Annotated in this window: 12 protein-coding genes; 4 read left to right on the plus strand and 8 right to left on the minus strand. The window is 44.8% G+C overall.

Annotation, left to right across the window (positions count from 1 at the left end):
- Positions 1-108: 108 nt before the first annotated feature.
- From AAC007_RS15270 to AAC007_RS15290, 5 genes are read right to left on the minus strand one after another with little or no spacing between them, the layout of a single operon-like run.
- A complete protein-coding gene (locus tag AAC007_RS15270; protein ID WP_339677929.1) occupies positions 109-771 on the minus strand; it encodes a hypothetical protein in 663 nt (220 codons plus the stop codon).
- Positions 772-799: 28 nt separating this feature from the next.
- Positions 800-1519: a SprT family zinc-dependent metalloprotease gene (locus tag AAC007_RS15275; protein ID WP_339677931.1), complete on the minus strand. Its 720-nt coding sequence runs from the start codon at positions 1517-1519 to the stop codon at positions 800-802.
- Positions 1516-4617, minus strand: coding sequence for a type I restriction endonuclease subunit R (locus tag AAC007_RS15280; protein ID WP_339677933.1), 3102 nt, complete (start codon positions 4615-4617; stop codon positions 1516-1518). Before AAC007_RS15280 ends, AAC007_RS15275 begins: the two co-directional genes overlap by 4 nt.
- Positions 4618-4635: 18 nt before the next feature.
- Complete coding sequence (locus AAC007_RS15285; RefSeq protein WP_339677935.1) at positions 4636-5910, minus strand: restriction endonuclease subunit S; 1275 nt, start codon at positions 5908-5910, stop codon at positions 4636-4638.
- Entirely contained in the window at positions 5903-7621 is a 1719-nt protein-coding gene (locus AAC007_RS15290) for a type I restriction-modification system subunit M (protein WP_339677936.1), read from the minus strand. The genes AAC007_RS15285 and AAC007_RS15290 overlap by 8 nt, the downstream gene beginning before the upstream one ends.
- 231 nt (positions 7622-7852) lie before the next feature.
- Here AAC007_RS15290 and AAC007_RS15295 point away from each other — a divergent pair, with 231 nt between their 5' ends.
- Genes AAC007_RS15295 through AAC007_RS15310 form a run of 4 tightly spaced genes read left to right on the plus strand, consistent with a single transcriptional unit; the run spans position 7853 to position 10802 of the window.
- Positions 7853-8458 (plus strand): hypothetical protein, encoded by a 606-nt coding sequence (locus AAC007_RS15295; protein WP_339677938.1) that lies wholly within the window; start codon positions 7853-7855, stop codon positions 8456-8458.
- Positions 8455-9807 (plus strand): N-6 DNA methylase, encoded by a 1353-nt coding sequence (locus tag AAC007_RS15300; protein WP_339677939.1) that lies wholly within the window; start codon positions 8455-8457, stop codon positions 9805-9807. The genes AAC007_RS15295 and AAC007_RS15300 overlap by 4 nt, the downstream gene beginning before the upstream one ends.
- Before the next feature lie 15 nt (positions 9808-9822).
- Positions 9823-10233 (plus strand): gamma-glutamylcyclotransferase family protein, encoded by a 411-nt coding sequence (locus AAC007_RS15305; RefSeq protein WP_339677940.1) that lies wholly within the window; start codon positions 9823-9825, stop codon positions 10231-10233.
- A gap of 26 nt (positions 10234-10259) precedes the next feature.
- Positions 10260-10802: a hypothetical protein gene (locus AAC007_RS15310; protein WP_339677941.1), complete on the plus strand. Its 543-nt coding sequence runs from the start codon at positions 10260-10262 to the stop codon at positions 10800-10802.
- A gap of 31 nt (positions 10803-10833) precedes the next feature.
- Here the strand turns inward: AAC007_RS15310 and AAC007_RS15315 are convergent, their stop codons facing one another.
- The 3 genes from AAC007_RS15315 to AAC007_RS15325 all read right to left on the minus strand — a co-directional run bounded on the left by AAC007_RS15315 (position 10834) and on the right by AAC007_RS15325 (position 12523).
- Positions 10834-11307, minus strand: a complete 474-nt coding sequence (locus tag AAC007_RS15315) for a hypothetical protein (RefSeq protein WP_339677942.1) — start codon at positions 11305-11307, stop codon at positions 10834-10836.
- A gap of 722 nt (positions 11308-12029) precedes the next feature.
- Entirely contained in the window at positions 12030-12275 is a 246-nt protein-coding gene (locus tag AAC007_RS15320; RefSeq protein WP_339677943.1) for a hypothetical protein, read from the minus strand.
- Entirely contained in the window at positions 12272-12523 is a 252-nt protein-coding gene (locus AAC007_RS15325; RefSeq protein WP_339677944.1) for an AlpA family transcriptional regulator, read from the minus strand. Before AAC007_RS15325 ends, AAC007_RS15320 begins: the two co-directional genes overlap by 4 nt.
- Positions 12524-12618 lie beyond the last annotated feature (95 nt).

A 12618-nucleotide genomic window follows, 5' to 3' on the forward strand; every position in this document is an offset into this window, starting at 1 on the left:
AGGGAATAAATTAAACAACCTGAAAGTCGTCATTTCCTAAATGCACCACGGGTATCCATAATAGTTTTTCACACCGCCCCCTAGCCTACTAGCAGGTAAAAATTTGCATTAAAAAACCGCCGAAAAGCAACGAAAACTAATGCGAAACACATCAACAGGAAGCAACATTCCACCCAAGCGCTCGACTTTGCTCCATAAATTCGACACGTTCCCATACTCTTCGCTATCTTCGTTCCATTTAACTGTCAAATGAAATCCAAAATACGCCCCAAAAAAACTCAGAGGGACAATAATAAACATAAGCTTAAACCCGAGTAACCACGTCAAAGCAAGAAAACAAAATGCCATGGAAGCGAAATAATACTTTGCAGCCATTTTATAAAATAATTTTTTGTCTCGGCTACTAACCGATGATATTATTTTCTCGCGCTCCTCCAGCCATATCTTTCCCTGCTCTTCCCCCCTTTGACTATCCTCCCTTTCGACACGCTCAAGCCAAGCTTCATTTTTATCTCTTATCCTTGCCCTCGACTCACACAACTCCTCTAAATATCGAGCACGAAGGCTAACATATAAAGCTTTCGCCTTCTTCGTATCACCTTCCGACTCCGCGTAAGCTCGCGCCCAGATATCACCATCCATCTCATTATTTTTCACTTCACTTAATGCGGCTTCGTGAAAATTACCTGTCACCCTTGGGGCAGCTCCATATGCAGCACCTGCAATGCTAGCTTGTAATTTTACAAATTCCTTTTGCTCTTCAGGACTCATTTCCTACACCTCAAAATAAAAATTACTTTTAAAAAAGCAGGCTGAAGCTATTCTCCTTTAGCCATACTTTCTGAATATTATAACTCCCGGCATAACGCCCAAGATATTTCCAAAAATCAGCAGAATGATCGTGATGCACTAAATGGCAAAGCTCATGGATAACCACGTAATCACAAACAGAATTCGGCGCCATGACTACTCGCCAATTAAACTGGATATCACCTTTCGCAGAACAGCTACCCCAGCGAGACTTAAAACTTCTAACGCTTACAGATTTCGGTTTAACACCTATCACCGGCGCTAGCCTTGCTGCCTTTTCTAGCAACTTCCGCTCCGCTTGAGCTTTGTACCAGCGAATTAATGCATTTCTCACCATTTGCGGTGATTTAGCCCCACTCGGCACACTTACATGCAGGTAACCACGCAGGAGCTTTACCGGCTGAAATGGGCCATCGTGAACCTTCAATCGGTAATTACGTCCCAAGTAAGGAAAGGACTCACCGGAAACAAATTGTTTTTCGCTAACCGGCTGCGCTTCTTGCTGAAGCGATAGCTTTTCGCGTATCCACGTTCGCTTATCTTTAAGCAGCTCATCGACCCTACTAAGGGCTAAGTTAGCTGGCACCACCACCGACACTGCGCCCTCTTCAACGCGTATATCAGCCGTTTTACGGCGTTCAGTGCGGATGATTTCAACAATAAAGCCTTTTGCTTCGCGATATTCTGGTGCTTTCACTGCTGCCATCATTTTCCTGACTTACCAAAGCGGCTTTGCGCCAAGTCCATGAAGCGTGATTGAACCACTTTCACAATAGCGGACTCACCATAGGAACAATCCAATATTGCACGCTTAATCTCTTTCTTCATCCGCTTCACTTCATCATTCTTTTGGAAGAAATCAACAATCTGGGTGGCTTCATCAAACATTTCCACCAATGACTGACTGGTGGCTTTTATTTCTTCATGTTCTTCATCGCCCACCACACCATCATTGCTGTGTGCGCTTACTTCAGCCATCAAGATGTTATAGAAGGCATATTCTGTTTCGGTAAGCCCTAGGTCATCCGCTGCCTGCTTATGCTCGGTTTCAATGTTAGAAACTAAATCCAGCAGTAATTCCAATTGCTGATCCCACTTACCCTTAGTTTTCTCGATGATGTCCCGTAGCCGTAGACTCAGGGATTTATAGTATTCAGGGTCTTCATCCAAGTTGACCGTAATATGGTGTTTGATCGCGCTTTCAATTTCAGAAGCTCGCGATTCAGGTGATTTAACCTTCTCTACCGATTCTTTAAAGTTTGCCGCCATGAGATCAACGGGGGGAATCTTAGGGTCTACACCCGTGCTGATGATGTGATCTTCAACCAGCTTGCGTACCTTTTCACCGGCATCTTTGATGTTAAGTCCAGGATCACGGTAACGATTGCGGGCGGCATTCTGTACTTTGCCCCATAGCTTCAAATCTGGCACAAAGGGCTTTGCTGCCACATCAGGCAAGATCACATCCATCTGTTTGGCGAAACGTTTGAATGCCAGCTCAAACTGCTGGCGGATGTCTTCGTCTTTCAGGAATAGAACGTAATCATCAATATCATCCCCCTTCACCGAGGCAAAGACGTGTGCAACGCGGGTATGAGTCGCTTTAAGCTTGGGTATTTCGTCCTTCAGTGAATGATAGGTGCCAGCCACATCATCACTGCTGAACATGTCTAAGGCTTCAGTCAGGTGAGTGGATAGACCATGATAATCGACGATGAAACCAGCCTGCTTACCTTTGTAAGTTCGGTTCACCCGTGCAATGGCTTGCATCAAGGTGTGATCTTTCAGGCTGCGATCTATGTACATGACTTGCGCTATTGGCGCATCAAACCCCGTCAGCAGCATGTCCTTCACGATAAGGAAGGCAGTCGGGTCTTCTTTCTCTTTATCAGTCCCTAGCGGCTTAGTGAAGTTCTTGATGACCTGTTTATGGTGCGCACCATTAGTATAAGGTGCGTACATCGGTTCATCGTTGTGTTTACCGGAAATAATGACTTCCGAGGGTGGCGCACCGAGATCATCCAGCGTTTTCTTGAATAGCGTTGCGGCATACCGACTACCCACAACAATCATGCCCTTGAAGCCATTCGGCTGGATGTGTTCGCGATAATGCTTCAGCAGGTCAATACAGACCCAACGAATACGGGCAGGAGCTTCACGTACTGCACGTTCAACACCATGCTTCTTTTTGATCTCACGCTTTTCATCATCGCTGTAGCTTTTGAAGTATTCTTCAAAAAGGGCATCTAGCGATTCACCCACTACATCACTTTGTACTTCCCGACCTTCGTAGATAATACGAACCGTCGCCCCATCCTCTACCGCCTCATTGATCTTGTACTGATCGATATAGCCACCAAAGGCTTGATCCATCTTTTGGTTTTTTAACAGCGGTGTGCCCGTAAAACCGACTTTAGGGGCATTGGGCAAAGCGGCATTGATCGTCGCAGCCAAATTACCAAACTGGGTACGGTGAGCTTCATCCGCCAGCACGATGATCTTGTCACTGGGGTTTAGGTCTTTAAAATCGCCATCAGCTTCTGCGTCCTGAAACTTTTGCACCATGGCGGTGACAATATCGGATGATTCACGACTTAACAGGGCTTTGAGTTCCGATACTGAACCGGCGTTATAAACCGTTTCATTCTGGGCATCACGGAAGGTATTCGATAACTGCGCATCAAGTTGCGTGCGGTCAGTGACGAACACCAACTTGTATTTCTGTAATTCAGGATCACGGCGCATTTTCACCGCCAGCATAACCATCGTCAGCGATTTACCAGACCCTTGGGTATGCCACACTACCCCTGATTTCTCTTTGCGGTCTTTGCCGACTTTAAGGCGCTCTATGACCTTATTCACCGCACGATATTGCTGGTAGCGGGCAACCTTTTTGATCAAGCGACTGTCAACCGCTTCATAAATGGTGAAATTCTGAATGAGGTCTAAGAAGTTGTATGGGCTGAACATCCCTGCAATCAGTCGCTGCTGAGGAGTGACTGTACTGATCTTATCTAATTCACCGGCATAGCAAACCGGCGAAGCCATTTCCCTAACTTCATTCTCACCAGAAAACAAAGGTGAATCACTGATATCCGCATCGGTGAAGGGATACGCGTCTTTCCAGTCACCATAGTGCTGGGCACTGGAGCTGATGGTGCCGACCTTAGCTTGATCCCGACAGGTACTGACCATTAATTGGTTATACCAGAATAGCTTTTGCGCACCCTCATCTGTTTCGGGGTAGCGTAGATTGGCATAGCGTCGGAGCTGCTTTATACCTTCACTAATTGCATCCGACACATAGGGGGATTTGCATTCAATAACAGCCAAGGGCAAGCCATTCACGAAACACAGAATGTCAGGAATGATGTTTTGGTTAACACCTTCTATCTTGAATTGGCTGGTACACAGAAAGTCATTATTGGCGGGGCTATCAAAATCAATAATCTTGACAGTCTGTCCTTTGCGACCTTTTCCAAGGTCTTGCTCTACCGACAGGTAATTAACCAACATCTGATAGAGGGAATGATTGTATTCCATCAATCCAACATGCTGTGGGTGAGTGATCTCACGCATAACCTTGCGCAAGTTCTCTTCACTAATCCATGGATTCAGATTACGCATGGCAACTTCAAGGCGGCTAACCAGCACCACCTCATTAATGCGCGCACGTTCAGTTGAAGAGCCATCAGCCAACAAAAAGCCGGGCGACAGCTCAGCACCGGACACATACGTCCAGCCCAACTTAACTAACTGATCGATGGCGGGTTGTTCTACTTTATCGAGTTCATCCTTAAACATCATGGTTGCAGCGCCCGATGATCAGGCTACTGCTGACTCCTTATCATCAATTTTAACGCGGACTTTACCGGTTAGCAGGTCTTGCATTAGGGCTTTTTTCAATTTTATCGCCACTTCAGATTTTTCCCTAAGAATTGTAAGTTTTGCATCAATAGAACCCAATGCCTCACCAATTTTAGTTTGCTCTGACTCATTAGGCAGAACCATATGCAGCATTAGGAAATGTGGAACTCTTAAACTAGGCTGCACCGCATTCATCAATATTGCTTCTATTTGACGGACTGTAAATTGGCTTGACAGAACATAATAGGCAAATCTAGTGTCAACACCCTTCCTCAACCGCAACGCGATTATATTCTGAGCGATACATCCTCGATCTTGGCAAACCAAACTACATGATCCGATAGTACCAACAGTAGGAATCAAAATATCACCGGATTTCGGATGTCCAGCCCTAAACCACTGGCGGTAAGTTTCTTCATCAATAAACTTGGATACCTTTTCGTAATCTGGATGAACGTCATCTTTTTTAATTGAATTTATTTCTAGCAGTTCATAACCACTGTGTGATATCGGCGGCGTCTTACCACGGTTATCGATAACCTTTTCCACTATTGCGCTAATAGGAACAACATTCCACCCCACAGGTATCCGCCCCACCGGCGAATCCTTGAATTCAGTGTGCGGAACGCCGCCCGGCCCAATCCCTTTGGTCAACAACTCTTGCATCATGCCGGTTTTAAGGTCTTTCAGCTTGTCGATCTGTGCGCATGTTTTTTCGATTACGTCATCGACGGTGGATAGGATGGCAGCTATTTTTTGTTGTTCGGGGAGTGGTGGTGCTAGCAGTTCCAAGTTTTTGACATTCAAAGAACTAATTGCTGGGTAATTTGAACCAGCGACCAACCCAGCTATTTGTCTGGTTACATCATCAGCCAGTATCGATTGATAAATAAACTTCCCGTTACTTGAGGGTTTTGCTGTGATTACCGCGAAGCCGGTTGATGCAATATAGTCATCTCCATCCTTATCGAAATATGCAAACGATTTCAGGTTAGGACGAACAGTCGACATCAATACGTCACCTTTACAGACCCGTTTCCGCGCACGACTGGGTGAATCAGAAAAAACCATGGGCTCTGCTGGAACACTTACCGCACCAGTCTTCACCGAAGCAATATCGATATACCAGAATTTGTAATCCGGTTGCGTGCTATTTTTTAAGGACTCCCGATCTACACTAGCAAGCTCAACCAATGGCTTAATTGCCCATCCATCAGGAACTAAACTACTCATACCCCAGCTCCACCAAAAACCCCTTCATAACCTCTTCAGCTTCCGCCACCTGAGCATCCAGTTCGTTCAGCGACACCCGATACTTATCCCACCAGCGTTCCAGCTGTGTGATCACCTTCGCATCAACATCACCCACCACATCCCTTATGGCTTCCTTAGATTCAATATCAGGCTTGAATTCGTAATACTCGGCATCGCGTTTTACAAAGACTGCGCTAACATCAAAGCCTTCCAATATCTCTTCACTAATGTATTCGCTTTCCACTTCACGTACCGGAATACCACCGTGTAAAATGGCGCGAACATCATAGATTTCTGGCGGTGGACTGGTATCGGCATAGCGACGGATGTTCAGGTTGTAATCGTTCTCGGCAATGTCTGCCAAAGGTACTACTTTTGAGTAACGCTTGATCTCTTCGTAGCCTTCAAAGGTCTGCACGATTTTTTCAATATCTTGTTCACGTAGTTTGTTCTGGTTTTTGCCTTCTTCAAATTCCAGTTCGCTGTTGATAAACAGTACTTTGCCTTTGCGCTCCGCAGCTTTGTTTTTATTGATGATCAACAGGCTGGCAGGGATTCCGGTGCCGTAGAACAAGCCTGACGGTAGCCCTATGACCGCTTCCAGCAGATCATCAGTCAATATACCCTTGCGTATTTCCTTCTCACTGGAACCTCTAAAAAGTACACCATGGGGCATGACCACGCCCATCATGCCTTCCGCGTTGAGACTGGCGATCATGTGCTGAACGAAAGCTAGATCACCAGAGTCCTTTGGTGGTGTACCGTAAGGGAAGCGACCATAGGAATCTGAATCCGCTTCTTCCTTGCCCCATTTTTTAAGACTAAAAGGTGGATTGGCAATAACGCGGTCAAAGGTCATCAGCTCACCGGCTTGGGTATGCTGAGGGTCACGCAAGGTATCGCCCTTGCGAATGTCAGCGCTGTAGACTCCGTGCAAGAACATATTCATCTTGCAGATAGCCCACGTATTCAAGTTCATTTCTTGACCATACAAAGACAGGTTAGACGCGTTCTCACCGTTCTTAGCAAGATGGTTACGTGTTTGAACCAACATTCCGCCAGACCCCGCTGTAGGGTCATATATCCGCATTCCCGCATGGGGTTTAAGCAAAGACACCAACAACTGAACCACTTCTGAAGGAGTATAGAATTCACCACCCTTCTTACCAGCTGAGTCGGCAAACATCTTGATAAGATATTCGTAGGCGGTGCCCAACAGGTCTGAACGCTCAAAATCGGTATTTCGTAAGCGGTGGGTACTAAAGTGACTGAGTAAATCACGGAGCTTTTTATCTGAAAGCTTGTTCTTAATATTGAAATCGATAGAGACCAATACGCCTTCGAGTGAAGCATTAAACTCTTCGATGGCTTCAGTGGCTTTGTTCAGTTCAGCACCAATGTCGTGCTTCAGGTCTTTAATGGCATCCCAACGAGCGACAGGTGGAATGTAAAAGGTTTTGTCGTATTCGTCTTCATCGTCAGCCAAGGCTTCAGCCTCAGCTTGGCTTTTACCTTTATCTAGATAATAAGCGATGACCGCCTCACGGCTCTCATCAAAGGCATCAGATAAGCGTTTAAGGAACATCATGCCAAAGATGTAATCTTTATACTCTGAGGCGTCCATATTGCCGCGAAGGATGTCAGCGGCTTCCCATAGGAAGGATTCTAGTTGCTGGAGAGTTAGTGCCATTCCGTTGATTTTCCTTGTATTTCCCCGCCACCCAGCATTGGGCGAGCTTCGAGTTTCTTCGATAGATAAAGCATTGTAAAGCTAATTTAAATCCACCCTCGCCGGTAGTTTTTGCACCTCACTCTAGCAAGCACTGCAATTTCGTATTCTGTCTACGATTGACATTTTAACACCCAGCCCCTAATATCTCAATCGTAAATTGATTACGATTTTTTAAATAGGCGGGATTAAATGGCTGACTCTCAACATTCTGAGCTAATTCTAGGCGATATCGCTGATATTTTTATGGGCGCTACAGTCAGCGTTTATTCGAAATCACCGATTCACGGAGAGCCGATTGTGCATTTAATTACCGGCTCTACACTCGATAATTGTGGAAATATCGACAAAAACAGCCTTGTGCCAGTGTGGAAACACAAACACAACACAAACCATTTTATAGCCCAATCTAAGGATATATTGGTGCTAGCACGAGGCAATATAAGAGCGACTGTCATTGATCAAGATTTATCCAAAGAAAAGATTCTGGCCTCGGCTAATTTCGCGATTATTCGACCTACATCCCCAGCCTGCAACAGCACCTATATTGCGGAGTTATTTAACTCGCCCAAATCGCGGGAGCGCTTAGGGCTGGTATTCGGTTCACGCGTACCGAGCTTACGGGCCGCTGACCTGCGACGCTTGAAAATACCCACTCTTAATCTAGACCAACATAATGCGATAAATGAGCTGTCTAGTGCACGGCACGAAGCGTATAACGCCACCCTCGCCCTTGCTGAACAGCAGTTCCGCGTTGCTAGCAATGTATTAGACCAAATTATATGGGGTGCGAAATGAGAAATAATTCAGCACTCGCTCTAATCTTGGAAATGCAGAAACTTTGCAAAGGCTATTTAAAGGCTGATGATTACCTAGAAGCATTAAGTTTGTTTCTGGCCGTTGGTACTGTCTCACCCAACACACTTAGAGAAACAGGCAAGCTCATCGATGACCCAAAGACCTGCCAAGAGTATTTTTTCAGTGAACTTGAGCGCCTAAGACTAACAACCCCCAACAAACCTTGGGAAACTGGCCGTATCGCTGGTGTTCCAGGGCCGGTGCTCGCGATGCTTGCTCGCGTCGTCAGTGGTAGCTCAGCCTCGATTCCCGAACTCGCCGAAGCGACACGCCGCTACTATGTGAAAAATTATCTGCGGCGCTCTGAGCCAGACCTCACACTACAAAAATACCTGCAAGCGCTGATTGGTAACCTTGAAGGTAAATCTCTTCTGGATAGCCACTGCGGTCTAGCGCTAAAGACTGAACTCTTTAGCCCCGCTTTGCTGGTCTTAAATGAGCCAGACCCAACCCTAAGCCGGATCAGCCACCGCTTACTGATAGCTCAAGATATTGATGTCATTTTTTGTAAACAAGACTATTTGCTGGCTGCATGTTTAACTGAGGGCAAATCGACAAACCGAGATCGCTCGACTCTCGAAACCCACGCCCTGCAATTAAAAGGGCTATTTGATATCGTGATTGCTGAGCCACCTACTCGACCATTGCTACAACAAGATCAGCTAGAAATACTGGCTGCTAAGTTTCCCTTTCTAACAAGCCTACCCTCGGAATTACCTAGTACGGCTAGTACCTCTTTGTGGATACAACAAACATTAAGGCAATTAAACGATAGCGGTACGGCTTACATCATTGTCAGTAATGGCTGGCTCAGCCGTGGCGGCTATGATGCCACCGTTAGAACCGCGCTTATCAATCATGCCTATGTCGATTCGATTATTGCACTTGAGGATGACGCTAACAGCAAGGAAAACCGGTCGATACTGGTACTTAAAAAGCAGGCAAAAGATTCCAATGAAATCGTATTTTTAAACGAAGCCAGCGCCCTTAATCGCGCATTAGAGAACGTCGTTATTAATGAGGAAACCGGCGATCTATTCGAGAATATTGAACCTAAACCTGCTGACCCTTACTGCGTAACGATTAGCGCAGAGAATATTTTATCGAACCAAGACCTCAATGACAGAAGCGCCAATTTACTAGCACAGCACTACTTGCCCTCAATAGAGCAAACAGCCACTTACAGCGACGATCAGCGAGACGAGACCGCCATACTGGCTCAGGCAGAGAAACGCGCTCAGAAAGCTCAATTAGCGCTGAAAACCCTCATTGAGAAATACCAGCCTTAACTGGGAGGACATTCTATGGCTATTCAATTTAATCAATTACGCGATAACGGCACACTCGTAGGGGTTTACGGAACCCTTAAGGACGGGCAGCCAAACCACCACTTGCTGGGCGACTCTATGCTAGTAGAAGAGGGTTGGCTAGCTGGGCTAGCGCTGCATGACCTAGGCCCATTCCCCGGCGCTGTAATTGAAGCCAACGAGCAACCCATATTCGTAGAAGTATATTCGGTGAGTGATGCCGTGCTGGCTAAATTAGACAAGCTGGAAAGCTATGATCCGAACAATATCAATGACTCACTTTTTATCCGCAAATATTTCTCAAATAGCGACGGTCTCGACTGCTGGATTTATCTGTTCAACGAAGACACAAACAACTACCCACTCATTAATACTGGAATTTGGGTTGGCGAAGGAATTAATTTCTAACACTTTCATATTCAAGGATGGAATATATGGCTACTTATTCAGCTCAAGTACTTATCGGCACCGGTCATCCAAATGATGGCGGTATTAGCCACGGCTATAGCAGCCTAAAACTCGCAGAGAGCGACAGCATCGCATGGATAGCAACCAAAGATGGCCATCGCCATGTATGGCTCCCTCGCAATGTAAATACCGTTCTGGAAGATGGCCTGCTTATGGCGGCGGCCCTATATATGGACAGCAGTGATGCTGGACAGACGCTTCTAAAACTCATTATGGAGAACAAAGATATATCTGAATTTAATAGGGTCAGTTTATCTGAACATCCAGATATTAATTTTACTGAAATATTCAATAAACTAAGCGACGAATTTAATAGCGATGTGAAAGCGCATCAAAAACGCTTAAAGATGATATTCACCATATTTAATGGCTCAGTACTTAATCGACAAATAGACCTAATAAGCTCACTAGGATGTGATGTAGAAATACTCACCACGTCATACATCAAGGAATATTCTCCATGGAGCGAAGAACAGATGTACGTAGACACGGCAATTAATCCGGCTTAATAAACCTATCGATACATTTTATTGCTGGCCATTATAAATGTTCACGGACGAACAGCTCCACATTCAGAGGCTGGCCGTTAGCTAGATAATGAGCATCTAGCGTATAGGCCATTCTCTCTAATGGTGCATTATCATAACCATAAGACTGAATCTCTCGGATATAACGGTTTATGAACCCCTGCGGAGTCAGTAAGCGCCATTGAAGGACATGCACTAACTCATGGAAATGTAACCGTAACTCTTGAGCCGCTTTCCGTTCAACATAATAGGTATCATTGTAGGTGATCCCAGAAACACTCATATCTATAAAGCTTCCGAACCCAGCCTGTCTCAACTCAGGGAAATCAGGCTTAGGAATATCATCAGTAACAACAAAGTAAGATGTACTCAGTATGTCTAGGGAATAGAACCCGTCAAATTGATCGCGAAAAATGGCGCAAGATTGACGTTCTTCCTTGTAGTCAGTATTCGTTTGGCTAATCCATAATTCTACTTTATCTATCACAACAAACTCTTACATGACATTTAACTTTGACACACCAATTATTTTTATTTATTACATAAATTTTAAATATTACAATCACTGTAATTATAAACAAAACGTACTAATAATAACTTTATTGTACATTGAAAATAAATTCAAAATGTAAAATTATTATCAATACCGTTGGTAATATATAAAGGGTTCCACATATGAAACCACTAACACCCCATACCGACCTCATTTTGGTATCGACCGCTGGTTAGAATCCTCAGAAAATCAAAAAAATCTAACGACTCGCCCCAATATCTGTAGTTAGCAATTCCATATATGGAACGGATTACTTGCAAACAGGCTTTCCCTCCAACGAAAACTTGCGTATAGGAATTTTAGTAGGTGGCACATCAAGCTTTCCTCCGCACTCATCTATCGACTGCCAATTTAGTGCATACAATGCACATCTCGGCCCCGAGCGACTAAAAGCTCCTTCTCTCGTTCGCGTAATTATATTAGCCGCCATCAATTCTGAAACAGCTCGGGATAATGTCGCTTTAGACTTAAATCCCCTGCGGCGCATTAGACTCCACGCAGCAGTAATATCCCCATTATTCTTACCTTTAAACTGGCGACTAAATTCGACAAGTAACTTCACCGCATTACCCGACAGATTTATGTAATCAGCGCTATCCAAAACTATACGCGGTATTCCAGCGAAGCTATAATTCTCCGTCCTCCGTTTTGTAGGTCTAGCCATTCGCCACCTCCAAAGTACAGGTACAACTACGGCTAAATATTGAATTGAATATATCGCACGCCAAAACTCGAAACTCCGGCATTTTTAGAAAATATTCGCTATCGATACCTATTAATTGAAGATAAGCGCCAAGTGCTTCCTCCCAGCAATTAACATCTAAGTAAAGAGATTTAGCGCTACCAGCTAAGCTAACCTTCACGCCCCACTCATTGCTCTCAAATAGAATAGAGGTTCTCATTGGCTCACCTCACCAAATGACACATGGCTTGCTAACTTTTGAGCTATCCAGACGTCAATATCAGACTCCAACCATCCACAAGAGCGCGCACTTAGCTTTATCTGGACTGGAAATCGTCCCTTTGCAATAAGCTCATATATACTACTCTTACTCAATCCAACTCGATCTATAACTTGCGGCATACGCAATATTTTGCGCGGGTGCGACAAACTATCTATACAGCCATTTAATAATTTTTCTTTGCTCATAGTTTTTCTCCTTCTTAGTAAACTATGAGCGAATCTTATTGGATGGGATTGGTCTATTTCGGAATATTCAACAACTACTTTTGAATATTCCAAGG

This window comes from uncultured Zhongshania sp., assembly GCF_963975605.1.
In the GTDB taxonomy this organism is placed as follows: domain Bacteria; phylum Pseudomonadota; class Gammaproteobacteria; order Pseudomonadales; family Spongiibacteraceae; genus Spongiibacter; species Spongiibacter aquimaris.